Genomic DNA, 26,363 nt, shown 5'->3' with positions numbered 1-26,363 from the left:
GAAAGGAGGAGCGTCATGCTGGAGGCAAAGACGCTCGACAAGCCGGACGAGCGGCGCGATTTCCCCCGCGGGCACATCGAGGCCGTACACATGGAAGGGCTGGACTTCGCCGTCGCCACCTTCGAACCCGGCTGGCGCTGGTCGGAGTCCCTGGCACCGATCGCGGGCACCGACAGCTGCATGATCCACCACAACTGCTACGTGGCGCAGGGACGCATGCACGTCCGCATGGACGACGGCACCGAGAGCGAGGTGGGCCCCGGCGACGTCTTCGTCTGCTCGCCCGGCCACGACGCCTGGGTCGTGGGCGACGGACAGTGCGTCGTGTACGACTTCGCCGGTGGGATGGCGAAGGAGTACGCCAAGGCCGGCTAGCCGGAGGTCCGTCCGGCCGGCACGAGGACGGGTGAGGGAGGGGGCGACCGCCGTGGCGGCCGCCCCCTCCTCTCCCGGCTCCGCCGGCTCACGCGGCGGCCGTCACCGCCGCCCCCGCCGGCATCACCTTCCGCGTGGCACGCCCTGTGCGGTGCAGCGTGGAGGACGCCACGCAGAGAGCGGGGCCCGGCCACACCGGGCGCCGGACCGTATCGGGGGGTGTACCCAGTGGCACCTCAGCCCCGGCCCGCGCCACGGCGATCGCGCTCACCCCTCCACCAGCACCACCTCCAGGATGCGCGGACCGTGCACCCCCTCGACCCGGTCCAGTTCGATGTCGCTGGTCGCGGAGGGACCCGAGATCCACGTCAACGGGCGGGCGGGATCGAGGCGTTCCAGCGCCTGCGGCACCGAGGCGACCACCTGGGCGGGCACCCGTACGACGCAGACGTGATGGTCGGGGACGAGCGTGATGCGGCGGCGGCCCTGGTCGGGGGAGCCGTCCAGGACGATGGTGCCCGTCTCGGCGACGGCCACGGCGCAGCCGGTGACCACGCTGTCGACCATGTCGAGTTCCTGCGGGGTGCTCGCCGCACGGTCGTGGACGCGGGGTGCGTCGACCGCCTTCAGCCAGCTCGGGGGCAGTTCCGGTGGGATCACCACGCGCCGCGAGCCATGCGCCGCCAGGAGCCGCGTCAGCAGGTCCGGCAACTGCTCGTCCGTGCACCGGTGCACGACGGCCCGGTAGTCCGCCAGATTCTCGGCGAGCAGCTCCACGGTCTCGGTGACGGTGCGCTCCCCGTGCTCGCGCACGTAGTCCCGCGCGACGGCCCGCTCGTACGGTCCTTCGTCGGCCGGCACCTCCGCCAGCGCGCGCCGGACCCGGCCCAGGACGCGTTCCCTGCTGCTCACTTCGCTCCGCCCTTCCCGCCGTGCGTGCGCTGCCACCAGTCCCGGAACGGCTCCGCGGGCACCGCCGGAAGATCCCGGCTGCCGCTCCAGGCCCGGCCCGGACCCGGCAGGGTGCGCGGATGCAGGCGGCGGGTGCGTGACGCCAGCCGCTGCCCGGTTAGCAGTGCGCCCGGACGCGTGAACGCCCACCGCGCCGCCCGCATCGCCGCCCGCTCGGCGGCATGTCCCTTGGCGGGCTTCAGCACGACCCGGTTGCCGTGCCGGACGGCCGGCCCGCCCTGCACCACCCGTTCGCGCAGGTGTACCAGCACCTCGGGGATGTCGATGGCGACCGGGCAGACCTCGTAGCAGGCGCCGCACAGCGAGGACGCGTACGGCAGGGACGCGTCGATCTCACTGCCCGTACCCCGCAGCTGGGGACTGAGGATGGCGCCGATCGGGCCCGGGTACACCGAGCCGTAGGCGTGGCCGCCGGCCCGCTCGTACACCGGGCAGACGTTCAGGCAGGCCGAGCAGCGGATGCAGCGCAGCGCCTGGCGGCCGACCTCGTCGGCGAGGGTGTCGGTGCGCCCGTTGTCCAGCAGGACCAGGTGGAAGTTCCGCGGCCCGTCCTCGTCGGTGGTGCCGGTCCACATGGACGTGTACGGGTTCATGCGCTCGGCCGTCGAGGAGCGGGGGAGGGTCTGCAGGAAGACCTCCAGGTCCTGCCACCCCGGCACGATCTTCTCGATGCCGACGACCGAGATCAGCGTCTCGGGCAGGGTCAGGCACATCCGCCCGTTGCCCTCGGACTCCACGACCACCAGCGTGCCGGTCTCGGCCACCATGAAGTTGGCGCCGGAGATGCCGACCCTCGCCCGCAGGAACTTCTCCCGCAGGTGCAGGCGGGCCGCCTCGGCGAGTTCGGCCGGCGTGTCGGTGAGTCCCTCGGGCGCAGGGCGGCCCCACTCGCTCATCTCGGAGCGGAAGACGTCCCGGATCTCGCCCCGGTTGCGGTGGATGGCCGGTACCAGGATGTGCGAGGGCCGGTCCTCGCCCAACTGCACGATCAGCTCGGCCAGGTCGGTCTCGTAGGCGCGGATTCCCCGGGCCTGAAGGGCCTCGTTGAGGGCGATCTCCTGCGTCGCCATCGACTTGACCTTGACGACCTCCCACTCGCCGGTCTCCTCGACCAGCCGGGCGACGATCTCGTTGGCCTCGTCCGCGTCGGCCGCCCAGTGCACGGTCCCGCCGGCGGCCGTCACCGTCTCCTCCAACCGCACCAGGTACCGGTCCAGATGACGCAGCGTGTGGTCCTTGATCTGCTTCCCGGCCTCGCGCAGCGCCGCCCAGTCGTCCAGCTCGGCGACCGCGCGGGCCCGCTTGTCCCGGATGGTGCGGGTGGCGTGGCGCAGATTGCCGCGCAGCGTCGCGTTGCCCACGGCCGCCCGCGCCGCCTCGGGAAAGGCAGGCATCCCCAGATACGTCCCGCTCATACGGCCACCGCCTCCTCCGTGCTCGCCAGGATCTCCGCGATGTGCACCGGCCGCAGGCCCGTGCGCAGCCGCGTCATGGTGCCGCCGATGTGCATCAGACAGGAGTTGTCGGCCGCGCACAACACGTCCGCGCCGGTCGACTCGGCGTTGCGCACCTTGTCCGCGCCCATCGCCGCCGACACGGCGGAGTTCTTCACGGCGAAGGTGCCGCCGAAGCCGCAGCACTCCTCGGCGCCCGGCAGCTCCACCAGCTCCAGCCCCCGCACCGCCTCCAGCAGCCGCCGCGGCCGGTCGCCCAGCCCCAGACCCCGCAGACCGTGGCAGGCCGGGTGGTACGTCACCGTGCGCGGGTAGTACGCGCCCACGTCGGTCACCCCGAGCACGTCCACGAGGAACTCCGTCAGCTCGTACGTCTTCGGCACCACCGGCGCCAGCGTGGCCGCGAGCGCGTCCCCGCGCCCCTCCGCCCGCGCCCGCTCTCCCATCCGCGGATACAGCTCCCGCACCATCGCCCCGCACGAGCCCGAGGGCGTCACGACGGCGTCGTAGTCCGCGAACACGTCGGCGAAGTGCCGGGCCAGCGGCTCGGCCTCGTGCCGGTAACCGGTGTTGTAGTGCGCCTGGCCGCAACAGGTCTGGGCCATCGGGAAGTCGGCCTCGACGCCCAGTCGGGTGAGCACCTTCACCACGGCACGGCCGGTGTCCGGATACAGCGTGTCGTTGACACAGGTCAGGAACAGGGCGACACGCATCGCGGCTCCTCGTGTTCGGTCATCGGGTGAAGGGTGGGTGAAGGGTAGTCGGCCGAACGGGTCCCGGGCAGGCCCGGTTCACCGGTCGGCGAGTCTGGCCGCGGCCGCCCGCCAGCGTGCCGTGCCGCCGCTCGGTTCGTACCGGGTCAGCGACTGCGTGCGCGCCAGCAGGCGGCGCATCCCGGCGAGGTCGCCGACCGGACCGTGGGCGCGGGCCTGCACGAGGACGTTGCCGAGCGCGGCGGCCTCCGTCGGCCCCGCCACCACCGGCAGCCCGCAGGCGTCGGCGGTCAGCCGGCACAACAGCGCGTTGCGGGTGCCTCCGCCGACGACGTGCACGACGTCGACCGGATGCCCGGCGAGCCGCTGCGCCTCCTCGACGGCGCCGCGGTGGGCCAGCGCCAGCGAGTCGAGGATGCACCGGGTCACCTCGGCGGGCGTTTCGGGCACCGGCTGCCCCGTGGCCCGGCAGGCCTCGGCGATCCGCTCCGGCATCCGCCCCGGCGCCAGGAACGCCGGATCCCCCGCGTCGACCACCGACCGCAGCGCCGGGACCCGGGCGGCGTCGGGCAGCAGCTCGCCCAGACCGGGGCCGCCCCAGGCCCGTACGCACTCCTGGAGCAGCCACAGCCCCATGATGTTGCGCAGGTAGCGGACGGTGCCGTCCAGTCCGAGTTCGTTGGTGAAGTTGGCGGCGCGGCTCTCCTCGGTCAGCACCGGCGCGGTCAGTTCGAGACCGGCCAGCGACCAGGTGCCGGTGCAGATGTAGGCGAACCGCTCGCCCGAGGCCGGCACGGCGGCCACCGCGGAGGCGGTGTCGTGCGAACCGACCGCCGTCACCGGCACGGGCCCCGCCAGTCCCGTCTCCTCCAGCACCTCGGGCCGCAGCAGCCCCGCCGCGTCACCGGGCAGGCGCAGCGGCGCGAACAGGCCGAGGTCGATCCCCAGCCGGTCCGCGACCGTCCGCGACCAGTCCCGGGTGCGGGGGTCGATCAGCTGGGTGGTGGAGGCGTTGGTCAGCTCCGTGCCCTGCTCGCCGGTCAGCCAGTAGGTCAGCAGGTCCGGAACGAGCAACAGCCGCCGGGCCGCCGCGAACTGGGCCGTGCCCCGGGCGGCGACGAGCTGGTACAGGGTGTTGAAGGGCGCGTGCTGCAACCCGGTCGCCGCGTACAGCTCCCCGGCGGGCAGTGTTCTCCACACCTGCTCCGCGGCGCCCTCGGTGCGGGCGTCGCGGTAGTGCACCGGGTTGCCGAGCAGCGCCCCGTCCGCGTCCAGCAGACCGTGGTCGACGGCCCAGCTGTCCACGCCGACCGAGTCCACCGGCCCCGCCGCCCGAAGGCCGTCCAGGACACCGGCGTACAGCGCCAGGATGTCCCAGCGCAGCCCGTCGGGCGTCCGGACGGGCCGGTTGGGGAAGCGGTGGGCCTCGGTCAGCTCCAGCCGGTCGGCCCCCACGCGGCCGACCATGACGCGCCCGCTGGACGCGCCGAGGTCGACCGCGGCGTACGCCCTGGTGCCGGCGCCCTTCGCACCGCCGATCGCACCGCTCATCGCAGGAAGGCGGCGGCGACGCCGGCGTCGACCGGAACGTGCAGACCGGTGGTGTGGGTCAGGTCGCCGCCGGTCAGCGCGAACACGGCGTTCGCCACGTGCTCGGGCAGCACCTCTCGCTTGAGCAGCGTCCGCTGCGCGTAGAACTCGCCGAGCTTCTCCTCCGGCACCCCGTAGACGGCGGCGCGCTCGGCACCCCAGCCGCCCGCGAAGATCCCGGAACCGCGCACCACGCCGTCCGGGTTGACCCCGTTGACGCGGATGCCGTGCTCTCCCAGCTCGGCGGCGAGGAGACGCACCTGGTGGGCCTGGTCGGCCTTGGTGGCGGAGTAGGCGATGTTGTTCGGGCCGGCGAACACGGCGTTCTTCGACGCGATGTAGACGATGTCGCCGCCCAGCTCCTGGGCGGTCATCACCCGGGCCGCCTCGCGCGAGACCAGGAAGGAACCGCGGGCCATGATGTCGTGCTGGAGGTCCCAGTCCCCGGCCGTGGTCTCCAGCAGCGGCTTGGAGATGGAGATACCGGCGTTGTTGACCACCAGGTCGACCCCGCCGAAGGCGAGCACGGCCGCCTCGAAGGCGTCGGCGATCTGCTCCTCGGAGGTGACGTCGACGGTCACGGCGACGGCCTTGTCGGCCCCGCCCAGCTCCGCCGCGACCTCCGCCGCTTTGCCCGCGTTCAGGTCGGCGACGACGACGCACGCGCCCTCGTCGACCAGCCGCCGCGCGATCGCCTTCCCGATGCCGCTGCCCGCGCCGGTGACGACTGCGACGCGCGTGGCCAGCGGCTTGGGCTTCGGCATCCGCTGGAGCTTGGCCTCCTCCAGCGCCCAGTACTCGATGCGGAACTTCTCCGACTCCTCGATCGGCGCGTACGACGACACCGCCTCGGCGCCCCGCATCACGTTGACCGCGTTGACGTAGAACTCGCCGGCCACCCGCGCGGTCTGCTTGTCCCCGCCGAAGCTGAACATGCCGATGCCCGGGACCAGCACGATCGCCGGGTCGGCGCCGCGCATGGCGGGGGAACCGGGCTCGGCGTGGCGGCGGTAGTAGGCGGCGTACTCCTCGCGGTAGGCCGTGTGCAGCTCCTTGAGCCGGGCGACCGCCTCGTCCAGCGGGGCGGACGCCGGCAGGTCCAGGACCAGGGGCCGGACCTTCGTGCGCAGGAAGTGGTCCGGGCAGGAGGTGCCCAGCGCGGCGAGCCGCGGGTGCTCGGCCCGCGCGAGGAAGTCCAGCACCACGTCCGTGTCGGTGAAGTGCCCGACCTGCGGCCGGTCCCGGGAGGCCAGAGCGCGGACGTACGGCGCCAGCGCCGCCGCCCGCTCCCGCCGCTCGCCCTCGGGCAGCGCCGCGTACCCGTCGATCACCGCGCCGAACGGCTCGGCTTTTCCGCGTTCGGCGAGGAAGGCCTCGGCGGTGCGGACGATGTGCAGCGAGTTGCGCTCGCACTCCTCGGAGGTGTCGCCCCACGCGGTGATGCCGTGCCCGCCGAGTACACACCCGATCGCCCGCGGATTGGCCCTTTTGACGGCCGCGATGTCCAGGCCGAGCTGGAAACCGGGCCGCCGCCACGGCACCCACACCACGGTGTCGCCGAAGCACTCGGCTGTCAGCTTCTCGCCGTCCGCCGCGCAGGCCAGCGCGATCCCGGAGTCGGGGTGGAGGTGGTCCACGTGCGCGGCCTCGACGAGCCCGTGCATCGCCGTGTCGATCGAGGGCGCCGCGCCGCCCTTGCCGTGCAGGCAGTAGTCGAAGGCGGCGACCATCTCGTCCTCGCGCTCGACGCCGGGGTAGACGTCGACGAGGGCCCGCATCCGGTCCAGCCGCAGCACGGCGAGGCCCGGTGCGGTGAGCGTCCCGAGATCCCCGCCGGAGCCCTTGACCCACATCAGTTCCACATCACCCCCGGTGACGGGGTCGGTCTCGGTGCCCTTGGCGGACGTGTTGCCGCCGGCGTAGTTGGTGTTGCGGGGATCGGCGCCGAGCCGGTGGGAGCGGGCGAGGAGGGCATCGGCCTGGGGGTGGGCTGCCATGTCTTCAGAGTCCTTCTTGAACGAGGTTCGGGGAGAGCGTCCCTCTGCGAGGGGCGCGGGGGACCGCGCGGTCAACCACGGACGACCCGCGGCCGCGAATAACGGAGACCCGGCAGACGCCTACGCCCCCCACCCGGCCTGCCGCCCGCCAACCCGCTCGGCGGCGATCTCCTCGCCCCAGCCGGACGCGCGGTACGCCTTGGTGGGCTCGGGCTCCAGACCCATCTCCTCGCGCACCTCCCGAAGTAGCGGCCGCACGTCCGTGTCGTACGCGTCCATCAGCACCGCGTTCGCCTCGAGCACATCGCCGGCGGCCTGTGCCTCGGCCAGGGCCGGTCCGTCGACCAGCAGCGCCTTGGCCGTAGCCTCCTGCACGTTCATCACCGACCGGATGATGGCCGGAATCTTCGCCTCGATGTTGTGGCACTGGTCGAGCATGAAGGCCACGTCGGAGGTGAACCCGCCCCCGCGCACCACCTCGTACATGATCCGGAACAGCTGGAACGGGTCGGCCGCGCCGACCATCAGGTCGTCGTCCGCGTAGAACCGCGAGTTGAAGTCGAACCCGCCGAGCTTTCCCTCGCGCAGCAGCGTCGCCACGATGAACTCGATGTTCGTGCCCGGGGCGTGGTGGCCCGTGTCGACCACGACCTGCGCCTTCTCGCCCAGCTTCAGGCAGTGCGCGTACGCCGTGCCCCAGTCCGGCACGTCCGTCGTGTAGAACGCCGGCTCGAAGAGCTTGTACTCCAGCAGCATCCGCTGCCCCTCGCCGAGCCGCTCGTACACCTCGGCAAGGCCCTCGGCCAGCCGGTCCTGCCGGGACCTGATGTCGTCCTGCCCGGGGTAGTTCGTGCCGTCGGCGAACCACAGTTTCAGATCACGCGACCCGGTGGCCGCCATGATGTCGACGCACTCCAGCAGGTGGCCGACGGCCTTCCTGCGCACCACCGCGTCCGGGTGGCAGATGCTGCCCAGCTTGTAGTCGTCGTCCTGGAAGGTGTTGGAGTTGATCGCGCCGATCCGCACGCCCCGCTTCTCGGCGTGCCCGGCCAGCGCGGCGTAGTCCTCGACCTTGTCCCACGGGATGTGCAGGGCCACGGTCGGGGCCACGCCGGTGACCTCGTGCACCTTGGCCGCGTCGTCCAGTTTCTCGAACGGGTCGCGCGGGACACCGGCCTGGGCGAACACCTTGAAGCGGGTGCCCGAGTTGCCGTACGCCCACGACGGCGTCTCGACGGCCTGGGTCTTCAGCGCGGCTTTCACCGCGGCGAGCTCGGTCACTTCGGCGCTCCTGTGGCATCGGGTCGTGGCCGGCTGTGAGCACGACCATCTGTGAAACGATTCAGAACGCGAAGTTATGAGCCGCCCGAAGGGGTGTCAACCCTCCTGGCCGCTCCGGCTCTCTGTGACTCGGTCGTGACCTTCGATTATCGAAACTTTTTCGACCCGGAACCATTGACGCGACACACCCTCGCTGCCTAACGTCCCCGGCAACCGAGTTGAAACCTTTCACGACGTCGTGGGGGCCGTCCCGCCCGGCGTCGTCGAGGAGCCCCCAATGACCCACCCGTCCGACACGGGTACGGCCCCGGTTCTGGCGCTCAGGGACGTCTCCAAGTCCTTCGGCGCGGTCCGTGCGCTGCGGGACGTCTCCCTGGAGCTGTTCCCCGGCGAGGTGCACGCCCTCGCCGGCGAGAACGGCGCCGGAAAGTCGACCCTCATCAAGACGCTGGCCGGAGTGCACCGGCCGGACGCCGGCCAGGTGCTGCTCGACGGCGCGCCGGTCGTCTTCCACGGCCCCGGCGACGCCCGCGACGCCGGCATCGCCGTGATCTACCAGGAGCCCACCCTCTTTCCCGACCTGTCGATCGCCGAGAACATCTTCATGGGCCGCCAGCCGCGCCGCACCCTCGGCCGCATCGACCACAAGGCGACCCACGCGGCCACCGCCGAACTGATGCTGCGACTGGGTGTCGAACTCGACCCCGACCGGCCCGCGCGCGGCCTGTCCATCGCGGACCAGCAGATCGTGGAGATAGCCAAGGCGCTCTCCTTCGACGCCCGCGTCCTCATCATGGACGAGCCGACCGCCGCCCTCACCGGCAGCGAGGTGGCCCGGCTCTTCGGCGTGGTGCGCACCCTGCGCGAACAGGGCGCCGCGGTGCTGTTCATCTCCCACCGCCTGGAGGAGATCTTCCGCATCTGCCGGCGGGTCACCACCCTGCGCGACGGCGCCCGGATCGCCGGCGAGCCCCTGGCGGGCATGACCGAGGACGACCTGGTGCGCCGCATGGTCGGCCGCGACCTCGACGAGCTGTACCCCAAGCGGGAGGTCACGCCCGGCGAGAGAGCCCTCAGCGTGCGCAGGCTGACCCGTGAGGGCGTCTTCACCGACGTCTCCTTCGAGGTGCGGCGCGGTGAGATCGTCGCCCTCGCCGGGCTGGTCGGCGCCGGACGGACCGAGGTCGCCCGAGCCGTCTTCGGCGTCGACCGCTGGGACGCCGGGGAGGTCGAGGTCGACGGGAAGCCACTCGTCAACGGCGCCCCCTCCGCCGCGATCGCCGCGGGCCTCGCCCTCGTCCCGGAGGACCGCCGCGCCCAGGGCCTGGTGATGGACATGTCCATCGAGCGCAACATCGGCCTCACCGGCCTCCGTACGACCGTGAGGGCCGGGCTCATGGACCGCGGCGCCGAGCGCAGCCGCTCCCTCGACTGGGCCGTCAGGCTCCAGGTCAAGTACGCCCGCATCGCCGACACCGTCGCCACCCTCTCCGGCGGCAACCAGCAGAAGGTCGTGCTCGCCAAGTGGCTGGCCACCGGCCCCAAGGTGCTGATCGTCGACGAACCCACCCGCGGCATCGACGTCGGCACCAAGGCCGAGGTGCACCGCCTGCTGAGTCAGCTGGCCGCCGACGGAGTGGCCGTCCTGATGATCTCCTCCGACCTGCCCGAGGTCCTCGGCATGGCCGACCGCGTCCTGGTGATGCACGAGGGCCGGCTGACCGCCGAGATTCCCCGCGCCGACGCCACCGAGGAGACCGTGATGGCCGCAGCCACGGGGAGGGCCGCCGCATGACGGTCACCGCACCCGACCAGGCCCCCGTGGCCGACGCGCCCAAAACCGGCGCCACCCGGCTGGTGGACCGCATCTTCCGGATGCGCGAACTGGCCATCCTGCTGGTCCTCCTGGTGATGATCGCCATCACCCAGGCCGGCAACAGCGCGTTCCTGTCCGAGCAGGGCGTCAAGGACCTGCTGCTGAACGCGACCATCCTGGTCCTGGTCGCCACCGGCCAGTCCCTGGTCGTCATCACCCGCAACGTCGACCTGTCCGTCGGTTCCACCCTCGGCATCAGCGCCTTCGCCGCCGGCACCTACCTCCAGGGCGGCGGCAACCCCGTCGTGGCCGTGCTGCTCGCGGTGCTGACGGGCGTCGGCTTCGGCCTGCTCAACGGCGCGCTGGTCAGCCTCGGCCGGGTACCCGCCCTGGTCGTCACGCTCGGCACGCTCTACATCATCCGCGGCGTCGACTCCATCTGGGTCGGCTCACGCCAGATCACCGCGGCCGACCTGCCGGGCGGCTTCGTCGACTTCGGCTCCGGCGGCATCTCGGCCGTGCCCTGGCCGGCGATGATCGCCCTCGCGGTGCTCGTCGCCACGGCGTACCACCTCAAGCACTTCGGCAGCGGACGGGAGCTGTACGCGCTCGGCTCCAACCCCGAGGCCGCCCGGCTGGCGGGCATCCCCGTCCGCAAGCGGATCCTCGCCGCGTACACCTTCTGCGGCGCCCTCGCCGGGCTCGCCGGCGCCCTCTACCTGGCCCGGTTCGGCAACGTCGACTCCGGTACGGGCAACGGCTACGAACTGACCGTGGTCAGCGCGGTGGTGGTGGGCGGCGTGGTCTTCACCGGCGGCGCCGGCAGCGTCTACGGCGCGGCCCTCGGCGCGCTGCTGCTGACCTCGGTCAACAGCGTGCTGCCCGCCCTCGGTGTCAGCTCCGTGTGGGTGCTGGCGATCAACGGCATCCTGCTCATCCTCGCCATCGCCGTCGACCGGATCGTCGCGCTGCGCGTGGCCGACGCCCTGCAGAAGAGGAACGCCCGCCATGGCTGACAGCTCTCTCGCACGCGCCATCCGCTGGGACACCGTCGTCGGCGCCCTCCTCGGGGTCGTCCTGCTGCTCTCCTTCGGCCTCGTCGACGGATTCGGCAACGCACTCAACCTGTCCTTCCTGATCGGCAACACCCTGCCCATCGCGCTCATCGCCCTGCCGATGACGCTGCTGGTCGTCTCCGGCGAGATCGACCTGTCGGTCGCCTCCACCGCGGGCCTGTCCGGCGCGGTGATGGGCGCCCTGTGGAACCAGGGCATGACCATCGAGGCGATCATCCCGGTCTGTCTGCTGCTCGGCGTGGTCTGCGGGCTGGTCAACGGCCTCCTGGTCACCCGGCTCGGACTGCCCTCCCTCGCCGTCACCATCGGCACGCTGGCCGCCTACCGCGGCATCGCGCAGATCGCGCTCGGCTCCGACTCGGTCACCGACTTCCCCTCGCGGTACCTGGACTTCGCGGCCGGACGCATCGACGGCACCTTCCTCCCGTACGCCTTCCCGCCGTTCCTCGTGCTGCTTGCCGTCGCCGTTCTCGCCCTGCACGCCACGCCGTTCGGCCGGTCGCTGTTCGCCATCGGGGCCGGCGAGGAGGCCGCGCGCTTCGCCGGCGTCCGGGTCAAGCGGCAGAAGCTGGTCCTGTTCACGCTGACCGGCCTGATGTCGTCCCTCACCGGCATCTTCTGGGCGCTGCACTACGCCAGCGCCCGCTACGACAACGCCACCGGCCTCGAACTCTCCGTCGTCGCCGCCGTGCTCCTGGGCGGCATCGACTTCGACGGCGGCAAGGGCACGCTCGGCGGCGCGATCGCGGGCGTGTTCCTGCTGGGTGCGCTGCAGAACGTGATGAGCCTCGTCAACGTCTCCGCACAGTCGCAGATCGTCGTCACCGGCGTCCTGCTCGTCGTCTCCGTGCTGGGCCCCCGGGTCGCACGGCAGATCTCCGTCGCGAGGGCCGGACGCCGGGCGGCATCGGCGCCCCCGTCCAAGGCGCCCGCACCGGCCTCGTAGCACCCCGTAACCGGCTCGGCCCGTCCTCGTAAGGAACCCACCATGCGCAAGTCGTCGATCCGCCGCACCTGTGCGGCCCTCGCCGCAGTCACGTCCCTCGCCCTGGCCGCCACCGCCTGCGGCGGCACCACGAAGGAGGACGTCAAGGACGAGGGCGGCGCGGCCGCCACCGCCGGCGAGGCGGACCCGAACGCCGCCACCAAGAAGGGGCTGACCGTCGGCTTCCTGCCCAAGCAGGTCAACAACCCCTACTTCACCGTCGCCGACAAGGGCGGCGAGAAGGCCCTGAAGGAGCTGGGTTCCAGCTACAAGGAGGTCGGCACCTCCAGCGGCACCGACACCGCCGGCCAGGTCTCCTACGTCAACACGCTCACCCAGCAGCAGGTCGACGCCATGGCCGTCTCCGCGCAGGACCCGGGCGCGCTGTGCACCGCGCTCAAGCAGGCCATGGAGAACGACATCAAGGTCGTCACCTACGACTCGGACACCAGGCCCGAGTGCCGCAACGCCTTCATCTCCCAGGCGTCCGCCGACGACCTCGGCCGCACCCAGGTCCGACTGCTCGCCGACCAGATCGGCGACAAGGGTGAGATCGCGATCCTGTCCGCCGCGCAGACCGCGACGAACCAGAACGCCTGGATCGAGATCATGAAGGACGAGCTCAAGGACCCGAAGTACAAGGACATCAAGCTGGTCAAGGTCGCCTACGGTGACGACGACGCCCAGAAGTCGTTCCAGCAGACCCAGGGCCTGCTCCAGGAGTACCCGGACCTGAAGGGGATCATCTCCCCGACCACCGTCGGCATCAAGGCCGCCGCCCAGTACCTGTCCGGCTCCAAGTACAAGGGCAAGGTCAGGCTGACCGGCCTCGGCACCCCCAACGACATGCGCGAGTACGTCAAGAACGGCACCGTCGAGGCGTTCGAGCTGTGGGACCCGGCCAAGCTCGGCGAACTGGCCGCCCACACCGCCGTCGCCCTGTCCTCCGGGCAGATCAGCGGCAGGGAGGGCGAGACCTTCGAGGCCGGCGCCATGGGCGAGTACACCATCGGCAAGGACGGCGTGATCAACCTCGGCGAGCCGACCGTGTTCACCGCCGAGAACGTCGACCAGTTCACCTTCTAGTCTCGACTTACCCTACGGGAGCGGTACTTCATGCAGCGCGTCTGTTTCCTGCTCAAGGTCCGCCGGGACCGCGTCGCGGAGTACCGCGAACGCCACGCCGCCGTGTGGCCCAAGATGTGCGAGGCGCTCTCCGCCACCGGCTGGCGCAACTACTCGCTCTTCCTGCGGGACGACGGCCTGCTCGTCGGCTACCTGGAGACCGAGGACTTCGCCGCCGCCCGGGCCGGCATGGAGGCCACCGAGGTCAACGGCCGCTGGCAGGCGGAGATGGGTCCCCTGTTCGAGTCCCTCGACGGGGCCCGCCCCGACGAGGCGATGAAGCCGCTCACCGAGGTGTTCCACCTCGCCTGAGAGGGCCTCCCCGGGGCGGCGCGGGTACTGTGTGAAGGTACTGCGGCCGCCCCCACACCCACCCGACCTCGGAGGTCCCTGCCCGATGGCCCATTCCGTGGGTATCAAGGACGTCGCCCGCGCCGCCGGAGTTTCCGTGGGCACGGTCTCCAACGTCATCAACCGCCCCGACACCGTCGCGACCGAGACCCGCGCGCGCGTGCTGTCCGCGATCGACCGGATGGGCTACGTCCGCAGCGAGTCCGCGCGTCAGCTGCGCGCGGGCCGCAGCCGGATCATGGGGCTGCTCGTCCTGGACATGGGCAACCCCTTCTTCGTCGACGTCGCACGCGGTGCCGAGCGGGCCGCGCGCGAGGCCGGGCTCGGCGTGATGGTCTGCAACAGCGCCCAGAACCCGGGCGAGGAGGCCGAGTACCTCTCGCTCTTCGCCGAGCAGCGGGTCCGCGGCGTCCTGCTCACCCCCGCCGACGCCACCGGCCGCAACATCGAGGGCTTCCGGCGCCACAACATCCCCTTCGTGCTGGTCGACCGGGTCGCCGAGGGCACCACCGAGTGCTCGGTCTCCGTCGACGACATCGCGGGCGGCGCGCTGGCCGTGCGCCACCTCGTGGACGCCGGGCACCGCTCCCTCGCCTACGTCAGCGGCCCGCCCGGCCTCAACCAGGTGCGCGACCGCCGCACCGGCGCCCTCGCCGCGCTCGCCGAGGCCGGACTCGGTCCCGACGCGCTGCGCGAACTGCCCACCGAGCGGCTCGACGTCGCCGCGGGCCGCGACGCCGGCGCCCGCCTCCTGGGCCTCGCCGACCGGCCCACCGCCGTCTTCTGCGCCAACGACCTGCTCGCCCTCGGCGTCCTGCAGGCCATGTACGCCGCGGGGGTCGGCGTCCCCGACGACCTCGCGATCGTGGGCTACGACGACATCGAGTTCGCCGCCGCCGCGGCCGTCCCGCTCACCTCCGTGCGCCAGCCCGCCGTCACCATGGGCGCCATGGCCGCCGAGCTGCTCCTGGAGGAGACCGAGCTGGAGGGCACGGACCGGACCCACCCGCACCGGCGGGTCGTCCTCCAGCCCGAACTGGTGGTGCGGCGCTCCAGCCTCGCCGCCCGCTGACCGGGCGTTCAGTGGATCTCTCAACACGATTGCATGATCCCGGGGGCCGGCGGCCGCAGGAGCATGTGCTGAACTGGGACACGGCCGAAAGAATCGGCCGTCACGAACGTCCGACCGGATCCGCACCGCGCATCCGCCCCGTCAGGTCCGCACGGTCGGGGTCCGCCCGGTCAGGTCCGCACCACAGATCCGCACCGTCAGGTCCGTCCGCCCCCGGGAGCCCCGTTGAGCGTCAGCTACCGCCAGCCAGGCGTCGTCCTCACCGACCGCCGTTTCACCGTGCCCCTCGACCACGCCGACCCCACCGGGGAGACGATCGAGTTGTACGCCCGCGAGGTGGTCGCGAGCGGCAGGGCCGACGAGGACCTGCCGTGGCTGGTCTACCTCCAGGGCGGCCCCGGCTTCGGGGCGAACCGTTTCATCGGCCGTCCCGCCTGGCTCGGCCGCGCCCTCAAGGAGTACCGCGTCCTGCTCCTGGACCAGCGCGGCACCGGCGCCTCCACACCGGCCAACCGCCAGACGCTCCCGCTGCGCGGCGGCCCCGCCGAGCAGGCCGGCTACCTCACCCACTTCCGCGCCGACGCCATCGTCCGCGACTGCGAGGCCATCCGCCCCCGGGTCACCGGCGGCGCCCCCTGGACCGTCCTCGGCCAGAGCTTCGGCGGCTTCTGCACCGTCGCCTACCTCTCGCTGGCCCCCGAGGGCCTGAGCACCGCCCTGATCACCGGCGGTCTGCCCTCCCTCGACGCCCACGCCGACGACGTCTACCGGGCCGCCTACCCCCGTATCGAGCGCAAGGTCGTCGCGCACTACGCCCGCTACCCGCAGGACGTCGAGCGCGCCCGCCGCATCGCCGACCACCTCCTCACCCACGACGTGGTCCTGCCGAACGGCTACCGCCTCACCGCGGAGGCATTCCAGTCCCTCGGTATCCTCCTCGGCGGCAGCGAGGGCAGCCACCGCCTGCACTTCCTCCTGGAGGACGCCTTCGTCCGCACCCCGAACGGGCCCGAACTCTCCGACGCCTTCCAGGAACAGGCACAGGGCCTGCTGTCGTACGCGGGCCACCCGCTGTACGCCCTCGTCCACGAGGCCATCTACGGCCGGGACGGGCGTCCCACCGGCTGGTCGGCCGAGCGGGTCCGCACCGAGTTCCCGCGCTTCGACGCCGCCAAGGCCCTCGCGGGCGACGAACCGCTGCTGTTCACCGGGGAGTCCGTCCACCCCTGGATGTTCGACTGCGACCCGGCGCTGCGCCCGCTGCGCGAGACCGCCGAACTGCTCGCCGCCCGCACCGACTGGACACCGCTGTACGACCCCGCCCGCCTCGCCGCCAACGAGGTGCCGGCCGCCGCCGCCGTCTACCACGACGACATGTACGTCGACACCGCCCACGCGCTCACCACCGCCCGCGCCGTCCGGGGCCTGCGCACCTGGGTCACCGACGAGTTCGAGCACGACGGCGTACGGGCCGGCGGCCCCCGCGTCCTGGACCGGCTGCTCGCGCTCGCCCGCGACGAGGCATGAGGCCGAGTCGTGACGGACGTGGCGTGACGGACGCGGCGTGACGGCCGAGTCGTGACGGACGTGGCGTGACGGACGCGGCGTGACGGCCGAGTCGTGACGGGCGAGGCGTGGCGGACGTGGCGTGACGGGCGCGGCGTGACGGGCGAGGTGCGGCGCCTGGGATCCGGGTGGGATGTCAGTGGTGCGGGTTAGTGTGCGGGCATGACGGAGCCGACGATCACGCAACTGGAGCCCATGCCCGGCGACTGGCGGCGCGCCCTCGCCGTCGTGGCTCATCCGGACGACCTGGAGTACGGCTGCTCGGCGGCGATCGCGGCCTGGACCGACGGGGGCCGCGAGGTCGCCTATGTGCTCGCGACCCGCGGCGAGGCGGGCATCGACACCCTGGCGCCCGCCGACTGCGGCCCGCTGCGGGAGCGTGAGCAGCGGGCGAGCGCCGCCGTCGTCGGGGTGAGCGAGGTCGAGTTCCTCGACCACCGGGACGGTGTGATCGAGTACGGCACCGCACTGCGCCGCGACATCGCCGCCGCGATCCGCCGGCACCGGCCCGAGCTGGTCATCACACTCAACCACCGGGACACCTGGGGCGGCGTCGCCTGGAACACCCCGGACCACGTCGCCGTCGGGAGGGCCACCCTCGACGCGGCAGGCGACGCCGGCAACCGGTGGATCTTCCCGGAGCTGACCGAGCGGGGGCTCGAACCCTGGGACGGCGTGCGGTGGGTCGCGGTCGCCGGTTCCTCCTCGCCGACCCACGCCGTGGACGCCGGACCGGGGCTTGAGCGCGCGGTGCGCTCGCTGCTGGAGCACCGCACGTACATCGAGGTGCTGACCGAGGAGGACCCGGAGACGTACGTGCGCGGACTCCTCACCGGCTTCGCCGAAGCCGCGGGGGAGCGGTTCGGCGGGAAGCCGGCGGTGACCTTCGAAGTCTTCGGGCGGTAGGCCCGTGGCGGGGGAGCAGGGCACACGGCGGAAGCAGGACATGCGGGGACGGCGGCGTCTGGCGGAGCGGTTCGAGGAGCACCGCGGGCAGCTCAGGGCGGTCGCCCACCGCATGCTCGGCTCGCCGGCCGAGGCCGAGGACGCCGTGCAGGAGGCGTGGCTGCGGCTCGACCGCACCGGCGGGGACGGCATCGACAACCCGGGCGCCTGGCTGACCACGGTGACCGGCCGGATCTGCCTGGACCTGCTGCGCTCCCGCACCGCGCGCCGCGAGGAGCCGATGCCCGACGGCTTCGGCACCTTCGTGCCCGATCCCGTGGTGCGGGCCCTGCCCCGGGCCGACCCGGAACAGGAGGCCCTGCACAGCGACTCGGTGGGCATCGCCCTGCTGGTGGTGCTGGAGGCCCTGGAACCGGACGAGCGGCTGGCGTTCGTCCTGCACGACATGTTCGCCGTGCCCTTCGCGGACATCGCGCGGATCGTCGAGCGCAGCCCGGCCGCCACCCGGCAGATGGCCGGCCGGGCCCGGCGCCGGGTGCGCGACGCGACCCCCGCCGCCGACCCGGACCTCGGCCGGCAGCGCCGGGCGGTCGAGGCGTTCCTGGCGGCGAGCCGGGCGGGTGACTTCGAGGCCCTGGTAGCCGTCCTCCACCCGGACGTGGTGCTGCGGGTCGACGCCGGCGCCCTGGCCGGCGGCGTCGCGGGGTCGAAGGTGGTGCGGGGAGCGCGGAAGGTCGTCACCGGGGCGTTCCACTTCCGCCACCTCGCCGGGCTCGCCCGCGTCGTCCTGGTCAACGGCGCGGTCGGCACCGTCGCCGTGTCCGAGGGACGCCCGCAGTCGGTCACGTACGCCACGGTCGCCGACGGTCTCATCACGGGCCTGTACATCCTGTCCGACCCGGAGCGGCTGGCCCGGCTGGACCTGTCCGCGCCGGAGGCCTGACCGCGGGGCGCGGGGACGCCGGGGACGTGGGCGGGAGGTGTACCGGCGGCCCGTATCCTCGACGACATGCGAGAACACACGGTGGACCGGGCGGACCCGCCGGCCCTGCGCGGCGACTGCGAGAGCTGCTTCGGCCTGTGCTGCGCCGCCCTGCCGTTCGCCCGCTCGGCGGACTTCGCGATCGACAAGGACGCCGGAACACCCTGCCCGAACCTCCGTGCCGACCACCGCTGCGGCATCCACGCGACGCTGCGGGAGCGCGGCTTCACCGGCTGCACGGTCTACGACTGCTTCGGCGCCGGACAGCGGGTCTCGCAGGTCACCTTCGGCGGCCAGGACTGGCGCACCGGCCCGCCGGAGCGGACCCGCCGCATGTTCGACGTGTTCCCGGTCGTCCGCCAACTGCACGAGCTGCTCTGGTACCTGACCGAGGCACTCACCCTGCCCGCGGCCCGCCCGGTCCACGCCGGTCTGCGCCGCGCCCTCGCCGACACCGAACGCCTCGCCGGCGGGAGCCCCGGGGAACTGGCGGCCCTCGACGTGGCCGCCCACCGGCAGCGGGTCAACGTGCTCCTGCTGCGCACCAGCGAGCTGGTCAGGGCCGGCACCCGTGGCCGCAAGAAGAGCCGTCGCAACGCCGACCTGATGGGCGCCCGTCTGAGGGGTGCCGGTCTCGCCGGCGCCGATCTGCGCGGGGCCTGCCTCATCGCCGCCGACCTCACCGGCGCGGACCTGCGGGGCGCCGACCTGATCGGCGCGGACCTGCGCGACGCCGACCTGACCGACGCGGACCTGACGGGCGCCTTCTTCCTGACCCAGCCGCAGGTCAACGCGGCCAAAGGCGGCCCCGGCACCGGGCTGCCGGACTCAGTCACCCGTCCGGTGCACTGGACAGCGGGACTCTGAGGCGGCGCCCTCGGCGTCACCGGCGCGGACGGCTTCCCCCGTGCGGGGAGCGCGGTCCGGCGCGGAGGCGGTCCGCCGGTCCAGGTGCAGCCGCAGTCCCTCCGGCATCAGGGTCAGCCGCTCGGTCACCCGCAGCCGGTAGCCCGGGTCGGGCCGCAGCTCGTAGCGGCGCAGCAGCAACCCGAGGACCAGCGTGGCCTCGTGCAGCGCGAACTGCCGTCCTATGCACGCCCGTGCCCCCGTCCCGAACGGCTTGAACGTGTGCGGGGGGCGTGACCGTACGGCCCCGGCGTCGAAGCGGTCCGGGTCGAACCGTTCGGCGTCCGGCCCCCACACCTGCGGATCGCGGTGCAGCATGCCCGTGAGCACCAGCGCCCAGGCGCCGCGGCGCATCGGGTACGTGCCGCCGAGCACCGTGTCGTCACGGGCCTCCCGTGCGAAACCCGGGGCCGTCGGCCACAGCCGCAGCGACTCGTCCAGCACCCGGCGCACGTAGCGCAGCCTGGCAACCTGGTCGTAGCCGGGCGCCTCGGTGCCGCCCCACACGCGGTCCACCTCGGCGCGGGCCCTGGCGGCGATCCCGGGGTGCCGGGCGAGGTAGTGCAGGGCGAAGGAGAGCGCGCCCGAGGTGGTCTCGTGACCGGCGACCAGGAAGGTGATGACCTGTCGGCGGACGTTCTGGGGTGACAGCCGCTCACCGGTCTCGGGGTGCGCCGTCGCCAGCATCCGGTCGAGCAGGTCCCCGGCGCCGCCCGCGCCGTCGGCAGCGCGGCGTTCGCGGACGAGGTCGTCGACCGTGCGGTTCAGGTACGCGATGTCGGCGGCGTTGCGGCGGCTCGCGTCGCGCAGCAGCCAGGGGGCGAGCGGCGCGGGGACCGTGTTCAGGCGCTGCGCGTAGCCGAGCGTGCCGACCATCGCGGTGACGAAGGGATGGAGCCGGGAGCGCTCGAAGGAGCCGAAGTCATGCCCGAAACCGGTGCGCGCGATGGTCTCCAGCGTCAGCTTGGTCATGTCACCGGGTATGTCCACCGCCCGGCCCGCCGCCTCGGCCAGGTCCCAGTGGCCGGTGAGGCGCGCGGCCACGTCCAGCATCGTCGTGTGGTACCCCGCCATGGCCTCGCGGCTGAACCCGGGCGCCAGCACGTCGTGCGCGAGCTGCCAGTTGGGCTCGTGGTTGTACGCCGTGAACAGTCCGTCCCCGGCGACCGGCCGCAGGTTGGCCACACCCAGGCCCACGTGCTTGGCGAACCGCGCCTCGTCCGCGAGGTCGGCGGCGAGGGAGGCGCCCCACACGAACACGAACTCCTTGCCGAAGGCCCGCCGCCGGAAGATCGGCCCCAGCTGCCGCGCGTACCGCAGCGAGTCCTGCATCGGGGTGCGCCTGCTCGCCCCCACCACGTCCCCGAGCAGGGGGAGCCGGTACGGCGGGTGCGGGATGCGGTGCAGTTCGGGCCAGCCCAGCTCGGCACCGCGGAAGCCCTTCGGCAGCCCGTCCAGGGCCGTTTCCCTCACTGTCCGGGCCATGACGTGATCTCCCTTGACGCAGCGGCGTGTCGCACGAGCCGAGGCAGGCGTGTTGTACATGGATTCAATAACGCGCCCAGTCTCGTCCCGGTGTTGAACCGTCGTCAAGTAAGGTGCGCGCATGGTGGCGAACCAGGGCGAGCGCACCCGCCGCCGGCTCAGTACGGGGGAGCGTCGGGAGCAGTTGCTGTCGGTGGGTGCGAGGCTGTTCTCCGAGAGCCCCTACGACGAGGTCCGGATCGAGCGGGTCGCCGAGATCGCCGGGGTCTCCCGAGGGCTGCTCTACCACTACTTCCCGGCCAAACGGGACTTCTTCGCGGCGGTCGTCGAGCGCGAGAGCGAGCGCATGCTGCGCATGACGGCAGCCGTTCCGGGTGTACCGGTCCGCGAGCAGCTCACCGCGGGCCTCGACGCGTACCTGGAGTACGTCCGGGCCCACGCGCACGGCTACCGCGCCTTCCATCGCGCCGACGCGACCGGCGACCGGGCGGTGCGCCGGGTCTACCGGCGGGCGCTCGCCGCGCAGGAGCGGCAGATCCTCGCGGCCCTGGCCGCCGACCCGGAGTTCGGTCCGGCCTTCGAGGGGCGCGGCGACGTACGGCTGGCGGTGCGCGGTTGGCTGGCCTTCACCACCGCGGTCTGCCTGGAGTGGCTGCGGGACCCCGAACCCGCCCGCGAGCAGGTGCGGGACCTGTGCGCCCGGGCGCTGTTGGGCGCCATCGCGCCCTGAGGTCGCGAGCCGGGATGCCGCGTCGTGGTTGGCGCACTTCCCGATCTCGGATAAGTTAGGGGAGCCTTACCTAATGAATGCCGAACGGAGGTTGGGATGGGTGACAGCCACACCTGTACGGCCGCGCCCGCCGCGGCGGAGCAGGCCCGCTCCGTACTCGCCGTCGCCTGGTCCTGCGCGGTGACCGCGCAGGGCGGCCGCGAGGAGTTCGCCGGCGCGCACAGTGTGACCGACGACGGCCGGGTGCTCCTGCGCGTCCCCGAGGACAGCGCCCTGCTCGCGGCGGCTGTCTGCGCGCCCCGCGGGGAGCCGTCCGCCGTGCTGGAGTTCGCCGACGTGGCGCCCGTCCCGGTGCGGGACCGGATCAGGGCCCGGCTCTGGCTCGCCGGCCGGTTCGCCGTGACGGACGGGCACCTGGTCTTCCGGCCCACCCGCGTGGTGCTGCGGCGGCCGACCGGTGCCGTGGTGGTCGACGTCGACGAGTTCACGGCAGCCGGGCCCGATCCGCTGGCGCCGGCCGAGGCACGGCTGCTGACCCATCTCGCCGACTGCCACGACGACGCCGTGCGGCGGCTGACCCGGCTCGTCGATCCGGACAGCCTGCACGGCGCGGTCCGGGTGCGGCCGCTCGCCGTCGACCGGCACGGACTGACCCTGCGCGCCGAACGCGTCCGCGATCACGGCGACGTACGTCTGCCCTTCCACGCCCCCGCCGAGGAGATCGCGCAGCTCACGGAGCGGGTGCACGAGCTCCTTGCCCGGGCGGACGCCGTTTCCTCCTGCCCCCGGACGCTACAGCGGCAGCGCGCAGACGGCGACGGGTGAGGCGAACGGCTCGCCCGCGGGGCGCAGTTCGCCACCGTCCTCGGTCACGCGGAACGTGCTGACGGTGCCGGACCGCTGGTTGGCCGCGAACAGCAGTCCGCCGTCCGGGGAGAAGGCGATCTGCCGCGGGTAGCCGCCGCCCACCGGCACCGTGCCCAGCAGCCGGAGCCGGGCGCCCTCCGCCTCCACCGCGTACCGCGTGAGACTGTCGTGTCCCCGGTTGGCGAGGAAGGCGTAAGCGCCGTCGGACGTGACCAGGATCTGCGCCGGGTAGTTGGGGCCGGACCCCGTGCCCGGTTCCGCCCCGGTGGACTGCGCCCCGCCGACGGTCAGGCGTCCCGTCCGGGGGTCGTAGGCGCAGACCGCGACGGTGTTGTCGAGTTCGTTGGCGAGATAGGCGTGGCGGCCGCCGGGGTGGAAGGTGAGATGCCGGGGCCCGGCGCCCGGCCGGGTGCGGGCCCGCGAGACCTCGGTGAGGGTGCCCGCGCTCTCGTCCAGGCGGTAGGTGTACACGGTGTCCGTGCCGAGGTCCACGGCGAGGACGTGGCCCCCGTCCGGGCTGGTGACGACCTGGTGGGCGTGCGGCCCCCGCTGCCCGGGGCCGGGCGGGGGAGCGGAGTGCGCGACCAGGTCGGTACGGTCCCCGAGCGCGCCCGAGGCGTCGATCGGGTGCACGGCGACGCTGCCCGAGCCGTAGTCGGCGGTGAGCAGCCAGCGTCCGCCCGGATGCACCGCCAGATGGCAGGGCGCCGCGCCGCCCGTGCTCCGGGAGCCCAGCACCTTGCGGTCCGACAGCCGCACGGCGGTCACCGCCCCGTCCTCGCGCTCGTTCACCGCGTATACGGTGCGGCCGTCGGGATGCACCGCCAGATACGAGGGATCGTCCACCACGGCGAAGACGCCACGGCCGGTGACCCGGCCCGTGCCGGGGTCGTACTCGGCGAGTCCGATGCCCTCGCCGCCGCCCTCGGCGGAGGTGTAGGTGCCGAGCAGGAGCGGGCGCGGGCCGGCGGAATTCCGTTGCCTGCCCGACACGCCGCTGCTCGCCCCGGGCGCGGTGGGAGCCGTGGACGGCGCCGGTGACGCTTCCGGCTCCGACGGACCGCCGCACGCCGCCGCGGGCAGTGCCGCCGCCGCGGTGGCCGTCCGCGCGAGCAGCCCGGCGAACCGCCGCCTGCTCCAGCCGCCACCGCTCATACCGCGCTCCCGTACCGGTCCCGTCCCCTGCCCATTTCCCGCCCTCTGCCGGTTCCGGCCTCCGCCGGTTCCGGCCTCCGCCGGTTCCGGCCTTCAGCGGTTCCGGCTTGCACCGGCCCTGCCCCTGTTCCCCGCTCCTCAGGAGGAACGCCGCGCGGCGGTGCCGCGGTTCCGCCTGCGCAGCCGCGACCGTGCCCGGTCCCGCGCCCGGGTCAGCCGCGGCCTGCGCTCGCGCTGTTCGCGCGTGTGACGGTCCAGCTCCTCCAGGAGCCGGCGGGAGCGGTGCTCGGTGTCCATCTCGTCGATGATCCGGTTGACCTCGGCCAGCACCGCGCCCTGCAACTGCCACTGCCGGGGGTCGCGCCGGACTTCCTCCAGAAGCAGGGTGGCCAGTCTGTCCCGGGTGCCCGCGGCCTGTCGCAGCTCGGTGGAGAGGCGCTCCTCCGCGGATTCGGCGTTCTCACTGGCGCTCGTGGTGACCAGCACCGCGAAACTCACCACCGCGTCGGCGATCTCGGACAGCAACTGCTGGACGGTGGCGCCCGTCTCGTGCGGGAACAGGGGCTCCGGCTCCCGTTCCTTGGCGAGGTCGGTGAAGCTGCGCGCGAGGACCCGCATGACCACCGTGCAGATCTCCAAGGTGTCCAGGCCGGTACGCAGCACCACCCGGTGGAGCAGCCCCTCGCGCACCCGGGGATTGAACCGCAGACTGTCCTCGGCCTGGCGGAGGTCCTCGTCGACCTCGCCGATGTCGTGGTCGAGCCGCCGGGCCTCGTGCAGCCGGGCCGCCGCCGCGTGGAACGGCGTGCTGTCGGCGGCCTCCTCACCCATGCGCAGCATCAGCTGCCGCACCCGCCGGGCCAGCCCCTCGATCGACTCGCCCGCCTGCTCCACCCACACCGGAGGCGCGAGGATCAGGTTGAAGGCCAGTCCCACGACCGCCCCGATCAGGGTCTCCACCACCCGGGCCCACGCCAGACTCCCGTGCGAGGTGACGCCGAGCACCAGCATCGCGCTGATCGCCACCTCGGCGGTGAACTCGTGCGCCCGCACCAGGTGCCCGACCCCCAGCGCCGCCACGATCAGCAGCGCCAGGCTCCACCAGCTCAGCCCGACCAGCCGGCTGAAGGCGATGGCGACCAGGACACCGGCCACCACGGCGTTCACCCGGCGGAAGCTCATCTTGAGCGTGGCGTACAGCGTGACCTGGACGACCAGCAGCGCGGTCAGGGGCGCGGTGAGCGGCGCCGCCGACTTGTCGGGGGTGAGCCGTACCGCGATGACATAGGCGATCGAGGCGGCGGCGGCCGAGCGCAGGGCCTGTACGACCATGGGGTCCCGCAGCCACTTCACCCGCCGCAGGGCCGACGCCGCGGCCTCACGCACATCCCGCATCCTCGGGCTGTTCCCTTCAGCAAGCGCCTCGAACGTGTCCGAGCAGGACGGTAACCGGACGCGGACGGTCGGGCCCCGTCTCACGCGCCGGGCGCCGCCGGACGGGTCAGGCGGTCACCTTGGCGACGAAGGCGGACAGACGGGCCAGCGTCCGGGCGATCTGTTCCTCCAGGGTGAGGCTCTCCTCGAACCGGGTGCCGTTCCCCGGCACCTTCTTGCCCCGCAGATACAGGGAACAGGCAAGGTCGGTGCACATGTACAGACCGACCGAGTTGCCCTCACGGCCGGCCGCGCCCGCTCTGCGTGCCGTCATCAGCGACACACCGCCCCTGGGATGGGTGGTGAGGCACAGGGCGCACATGCTGCGCTGGAAGTAGCTGCTCCGGGCCGGCTGGAACCGCAGGGCCACACCGGTGAGGTGCCCGCCGTGGTCGGTGACGACATAACCGCGGTCGGCCGCGCCGGGGTCCCGCCAGCCGAGGAAGTCGAGATCGTGCCAGGGCCGCTGGTCGAGATCGCGGGGCACGGCCAGGCGCTTGGCCTCGCCCTTCGAGCAGTTGACGAAGGAGGTGCGGATGTCCTGCTCGACGAGTGCTCTCACGGGGAGCCTCCCCTTATTCGGAGTGAGTTGTCGGAGTGAGTTGTCGAAGTGAACCTAGGATCTCTAGGTTTCCGCCTAGCATAGGTAGCGCAGGAGGGAGGTCGCCAGTGGGTTTCCACCCGGGGACATCGGTACGGCCGCACCCTCGCCGCCCTCGGCCCCGGCGCGTGCCGGTCGTCAGGCCTGGGCCGTGGGGCGGACGACGATCTCGCTGATGTCGACGCCCTCGGGCTGCTCGATCGCGTAACCGATGGCGGAGGCGACGGCCGAGGGCGGCATGGCGATCTCGTCGCGCTGCCGGACCAACTCCGCCACCGCTTCGACGCTTGCGCCCTTGGCCACGCCCTCCGTGTGGGTGAAGCCCGGCGAGACGAGGGTCACGCGCAGGTCGGGGCCCGACTCCTGTCGGAGCCCCTCGGTCAGTACCTTCACCGCCGTCTTCGTGGCCGCGTACACGCCCTGGGGCGCCTTCACGACATGGGCCGCGGTGGAGGCCACGTTGACGAACTGTCCGCGGCGCTGCCGCCGGAAGACGGGCAGCGCCGCCGCGATGCCGTTCAGCAGGCCCGTGATGTGGGTGGCGACCATGGCGTCCCAGTCGTCCTGGCGCAGCTCGTCGAACGGCGAGACCGCCATGGTGCCCGCGTTGGAGACCAGGACGTCGAGCCGGCCGAAGTGCTCGACCGCCGCGTCGGTCAGGCGTTCGAGGTCTTCGCGGAGCGTCACGTCGACCACCATCCCGACGGCTGAGCCGCCCTGTGCCGTGATCCGGTCCACCACCGCCTTGAGCCGGTCCTTGCGTCGCGCTCCGAGCACCAGGCGGGCCCCCTGTGCCGCGAGATGGATCGCCGTCGCCTCACCGATACCGCTGCTGGCGCCAGTGAGGGCGATGACTTTGTCCTTGATGCCCGACATGATCGGTCCTTTCGGCAGGGGATGCGCAGGCCGGCGCTCGTCCGTTGG

Annotated in this window: 24 protein-coding genes; 13 read left to right on the top strand and 11 right to left on the bottom strand. The window is 72.8% G+C overall.

Annotated features, from left to right (window positions below; all coding sequences use genetic code 11):
* Positions 1–15 precede the first annotated feature (15 nt).
* Positions 16–375 carry a cupin domain-containing protein gene (locus tag ACGFYH_RS13120; RefSeq protein ID WP_393803215.1) on the top strand — a complete coding sequence of 120 codons (360 nt, stop codon included), beginning with the start codon at positions 16–18 and terminating at the stop codon, positions 373–375.
* Positions 376–642: 267 nt separating this feature from the next.
* On the opposite strand, the gene ACGFYH_RS13115 is transcribed toward ACGFYH_RS13120, so the two are convergent.
* From ACGFYH_RS13115 to rhaI, 6 genes are all read right to left on the bottom strand, one after another.
* Positions 643–1,287, bottom strand: a complete 645-nt coding sequence (locus ACGFYH_RS13115; RefSeq protein WP_393803214.1) for a lactate utilization protein C — start codon at positions 1,285–1,287, stop codon at positions 643–645.
* A complete protein-coding gene (locus ACGFYH_RS13110) occupies positions 1,284–2,762 on the bottom strand; it encodes a lactate utilization protein B (protein WP_393803213.1) in 1,479 nt (492 codons plus the stop codon). Before ACGFYH_RS13110 ends, ACGFYH_RS13115 begins: the two co-directional genes overlap by 4 nt.
* Entirely contained in the window at positions 2,759–3,514 is a 756-nt protein-coding gene (locus ACGFYH_RS13105; protein WP_393803212.1) for a (Fe-S)-binding protein, read from the bottom strand. The genes ACGFYH_RS13110 and ACGFYH_RS13105 overlap by 4 nt, the downstream gene beginning before the upstream one ends.
* Positions 3,515–3,592: 78 nt before the next feature.
* Positions 3,593–5,065 (bottom strand): rhamnulokinase family protein, encoded by a 1,473-nt coding sequence (locus tag ACGFYH_RS13100; protein ID WP_393803211.1) that lies wholly within the window; start codon positions 5,063–5,065, stop codon positions 3,593–3,595.
* Positions 5,062–7,101 carry a bifunctional aldolase/short-chain dehydrogenase gene (locus ACGFYH_RS13095; protein WP_393803210.1) on the bottom strand — a complete coding sequence of 680 codons (2,040 nt, stop codon included), beginning with the start codon at positions 7,099–7,101 and terminating at the stop codon, positions 5,062–5,064. The genes ACGFYH_RS13100 and ACGFYH_RS13095 overlap by 4 nt, the downstream gene beginning before the upstream one ends.
* A 120-nt stretch (positions 7,102–7,221) precedes the next feature.
* Complete coding sequence (gene rhaI / locus ACGFYH_RS13090) at positions 7,222–8,382, bottom strand: L-rhamnose isomerase (RefSeq protein ID WP_393803209.1); 1,161 nt, start codon at positions 8,380–8,382, stop codon at positions 7,222–7,224.
* 277 nt (positions 8,383–8,659) lie between these two features.
* Here rhaI and ACGFYH_RS13085 point away from each other — a divergent pair, with 277 nt between their 5' ends.
* From ACGFYH_RS13085 to ACGFYH_RS13040, 10 genes are all read left to right on the top strand, one after another.
* Positions 8,660–10,177 (top strand): sugar ABC transporter ATP-binding protein, encoded by a 1,518-nt coding sequence (locus ACGFYH_RS13085; RefSeq protein WP_393803208.1) that lies wholly within the window; start codon positions 8,660–8,662, stop codon positions 10,175–10,177.
* Positions 10,174–11,214: an ABC transporter permease gene (locus tag ACGFYH_RS13080; protein WP_393803207.1), complete on the top strand. Its 1,041-nt coding sequence runs from the start codon at positions 10,174–10,176 to the stop codon at positions 11,212–11,214. The genes ACGFYH_RS13085 and ACGFYH_RS13080 overlap by 4 nt, the downstream gene beginning before the upstream one ends.
* Positions 11,207–12,220 (top strand): ABC transporter permease, encoded by a 1,014-nt coding sequence (locus ACGFYH_RS13075; protein ID WP_393803206.1) that lies wholly within the window; start codon positions 11,207–11,209, stop codon positions 12,218–12,220. Before ACGFYH_RS13080 ends, ACGFYH_RS13075 begins: the two co-directional genes overlap by 8 nt.
* A 42-nt stretch (positions 12,221–12,262) precedes the next feature.
* Positions 12,263–13,345: a rhamnose ABC transporter substrate-binding protein gene (rhaS, locus tag ACGFYH_RS13070; protein WP_393803205.1), complete on the top strand. Its 1,083-nt coding sequence runs from the start codon at positions 12,263–12,265 to the stop codon at positions 13,343–13,345.
* A 30-nt stretch (positions 13,346–13,375) separates the two neighbouring features.
* On the top strand, positions 13,376–13,696 hold the full coding sequence (locus tag ACGFYH_RS13065) for an L-rhamnose mutarotase (protein ID WP_393803204.1): 321 nt from the start codon (positions 13,376–13,378) through the stop codon (positions 13,694–13,696).
* Between the two features lie 85 nt (positions 13,697–13,781).
* The gene (locus ACGFYH_RS13060) at positions 13,782–14,807 is read left to right on the top strand and encodes a LacI family DNA-binding transcriptional regulator (RefSeq protein WP_393803203.1); all 1,026 of its coding nucleotides are present in this window, start codon (positions 13,782–13,784) and stop codon (positions 14,805–14,807) included.
* 225 nt (positions 14,808–15,032) lie between these two features.
* Complete coding sequence (locus ACGFYH_RS13055) at positions 15,033–16,334, top strand: alpha/beta fold hydrolase (protein ID WP_393803202.1); 1,302 nt, start codon at positions 15,033–15,035, stop codon at positions 16,332–16,334.
* Positions 16,335–16,535: 201 nt separating this feature from the next.
* Positions 16,536–17,279, top strand: coding sequence for a PIG-L deacetylase family protein (locus tag ACGFYH_RS13050; protein WP_393803201.1), 744 nt, complete (start codon positions 16,536–16,538; stop codon positions 17,277–17,279).
* Between the two features lie 40 nt (positions 17,280–17,319).
* On the top strand, positions 17,320–18,222 hold the full coding sequence (locus ACGFYH_RS13045) for a sigma-70 family RNA polymerase sigma factor (RefSeq protein ID WP_393803200.1): 903 nt from the start codon (positions 17,320–17,322) through the stop codon (positions 18,220–18,222).
* A gap of 66 nt (positions 18,223–18,288) precedes the next feature.
* A complete protein-coding gene (locus tag ACGFYH_RS13040) occupies positions 18,289–19,128 on the top strand; it encodes a pentapeptide repeat-containing protein (RefSeq protein ID WP_393803199.1) in 840 nt (279 codons plus the stop codon).
* Here the strand turns inward: ACGFYH_RS13040 and ACGFYH_RS13035 are convergent.
* A complete protein-coding gene (locus ACGFYH_RS13035; protein WP_393803198.1) occupies positions 19,090–20,652 on the bottom strand; it encodes a cytochrome P450 in 1,563 nt (520 codons plus the stop codon). The genes ACGFYH_RS13040 and ACGFYH_RS13035 overlap by 39 nt on opposite strands.
* A gap of 121 nt (positions 20,653–20,773) precedes the next feature.
* Here ACGFYH_RS13035 and ACGFYH_RS13030 point away from each other — a divergent pair, with 121 nt between their 5' ends.
* Positions 20,774–21,382 (top strand): TetR/AcrR family transcriptional regulator, encoded by a 609-nt coding sequence (locus ACGFYH_RS13030; RefSeq protein WP_393803197.1) that lies wholly within the window; start codon positions 20,774–20,776, stop codon positions 21,380–21,382.
* A 96-nt stretch (positions 21,383–21,478) separates the two neighbouring features.
* Positions 21,479–22,207: a DUF2470 domain-containing protein gene (locus tag ACGFYH_RS13025; protein WP_393803196.1), complete on the top strand. Its 729-nt coding sequence runs from the start codon at positions 21,479–21,481 to the stop codon at positions 22,205–22,207.
* On the opposite strand, the gene ACGFYH_RS13020 is transcribed toward ACGFYH_RS13025, so the two are convergent.
* The 4 genes from ACGFYH_RS13020 to ACGFYH_RS13005 form a co-directional block, all read right to left on the bottom strand.
* Positions 22,175–23,404: a lactonase family protein gene (locus ACGFYH_RS13020; protein WP_393803195.1), complete on the bottom strand. Its 1,230-nt coding sequence runs from the start codon at positions 23,402–23,404 to the stop codon at positions 22,175–22,177. The genes ACGFYH_RS13025 and ACGFYH_RS13020 overlap by 33 nt on opposite strands.
* 138 nt (positions 23,405–23,542) lie before the next feature.
* Positions 23,543–24,799: an aromatic acid exporter family protein gene (locus ACGFYH_RS13015; RefSeq protein WP_393803194.1), complete on the bottom strand. Its 1,257-nt coding sequence runs from the start codon at positions 24,797–24,799 to the stop codon at positions 23,543–23,545.
* A 106-nt stretch (positions 24,800–24,905) separates the two neighbouring features.
* On the bottom strand, positions 24,906–25,400 hold the full coding sequence (locus tag ACGFYH_RS13010) for an FBP domain-containing protein (RefSeq protein ID WP_393803193.1): 495 nt from the start codon (positions 25,398–25,400) through the stop codon (positions 24,906–24,908).
* 177 nt (positions 25,401–25,577) lie between these two features.
* Positions 25,578–26,315, bottom strand: a complete 738-nt coding sequence (locus ACGFYH_RS13005; RefSeq protein WP_393803192.1) for an SDR family oxidoreductase — start codon at positions 26,313–26,315, stop codon at positions 25,578–25,580.
* Between the last annotated feature and the right edge of the window lie 48 nt (positions 26,316–26,363).

Source organism: Streptomyces sp. NPDC048392 (genome assembly GCF_043200575.1).
GTDB lineage: Bacteria > Actinomycetota > Actinomycetes > Streptomycetales > Streptomycetaceae > Streptomyces.
This window is presented reverse-complemented; position numbering and strand designations above follow the sequence as displayed.

What these genes read in the sequence shown, in the direction of transcription:
- ACGFYH_RS13025 (WP_393803196.1), top strand. Translation starts at nt 21,479, where the DNA reads ATGGGTGACAGCCACACCTGTACGGCCGCGCCCGCCGCGGCGGAGCAG.
- ACGFYH_RS13110 (WP_393803213.1), bottom strand. Translation starts at nt 2,762, where the DNA reads ATGAGCGGGACGTATCTGGGGATGCCTGCCTTTCCCGAGGCGGCGCGG.
- ACGFYH_RS13035 (WP_393803198.1), bottom strand. Translation starts at nt 20,652, where the DNA reads ATGGCCCGGACAGTGAGGGAAACGGCCCTGGACGGGCTGCCGAAGGGC.
- ACGFYH_RS13050 (WP_393803201.1), top strand. Translation starts at nt 16,536, where the DNA reads ATGACGGAGCCGACGATCACGCAACTGGAGCCCATGCCCGGCGACTGG.
- ACGFYH_RS13005 (WP_393803192.1), bottom strand. Translation starts at nt 26,315, where the DNA reads ATGTCGGGCATCAAGGACAAAGTCATCGCCCTCACTGGCGCCAGCAGC.
- ACGFYH_RS13120 (WP_393803215.1), top strand. Translation starts at nt 16, where the DNA reads ATGCTGGAGGCAAAGACGCTCGACAAGCCGGACGAGCGGCGCGATTTC.
- ACGFYH_RS13040 (WP_393803199.1), top strand. Translation starts at nt 18,289, where the DNA reads ATGCGAGAACACACGGTGGACCGGGCGGACCCGCCGGCCCTGCGCGGC.
- ACGFYH_RS13105 (WP_393803212.1), bottom strand. Translation starts at nt 3,514, where the DNA reads ATGCGTGTCGCCCTGTTCCTGACCTGTGTCAACGACACGCTGTATCCG.
- ACGFYH_RS13015 (WP_393803194.1), bottom strand. Translation starts at nt 24,799, where the DNA reads ATGCGGGATGTGCGTGAGGCCGCGGCGTCGGCCCTGCGGCGGGTGAAG.
- ACGFYH_RS13085 (WP_393803208.1), top strand. Translation starts at nt 8,660, where the DNA reads ATGACCCACCCGTCCGACACGGGTACGGCCCCGGTTCTGGCGCTCAGG.
- ACGFYH_RS13065 (WP_393803204.1), top strand. Translation starts at nt 13,376, where the DNA reads ATGCAGCGCGTCTGTTTCCTGCTCAAGGTCCGCCGGGACCGCGTCGCG.
- ACGFYH_RS13020 (WP_393803195.1), bottom strand. Translation starts at nt 23,404, where the DNA reads ATGAGCGGTGGCGGCTGGAGCAGGCGGCGGTTCGCCGGGCTGCTCGCG.
- ACGFYH_RS13095 (WP_393803210.1), bottom strand. Translation starts at nt 7,101, where the DNA reads ATGGCAGCCCACCCCCAGGCCGATGCCCTCCTCGCCCGCTCCCACCGG.
- ACGFYH_RS13100 (WP_393803211.1), bottom strand. Translation starts at nt 5,065, where the DNA reads ATGAGCGGTGCGATCGGCGGTGCGAAGGGCGCCGGCACCAGGGCGTAC.
- ACGFYH_RS13060 (WP_393803203.1), top strand. Translation starts at nt 13,782, where the DNA reads ATGGCCCATTCCGTGGGTATCAAGGACGTCGCCCGCGCCGCCGGAGTT.
- rhaS (WP_393803205.1), top strand. Translation starts at nt 12,263, where the DNA reads ATGCGCAAGTCGTCGATCCGCCGCACCTGTGCGGCCCTCGCCGCAGTC.
- ACGFYH_RS13030 (WP_393803197.1), top strand. Translation starts at nt 20,774, where the DNA reads ATGGTGGCGAACCAGGGCGAGCGCACCCGCCGCCGGCTCAGTACGGGG.
- ACGFYH_RS13075 (WP_393803206.1), top strand. Translation starts at nt 11,207, where the DNA reads ATGGCTGACAGCTCTCTCGCACGCGCCATCCGCTGGGACACCGTCGTC.
- ACGFYH_RS13045 (WP_393803200.1), top strand. Translation starts at nt 17,320, where the DNA reads ATGCGGGGACGGCGGCGTCTGGCGGAGCGGTTCGAGGAGCACCGCGGG.
- ACGFYH_RS13080 (WP_393803207.1), top strand. Translation starts at nt 10,174, where the DNA reads ATGACGGTCACCGCACCCGACCAGGCCCCCGTGGCCGACGCGCCCAAA.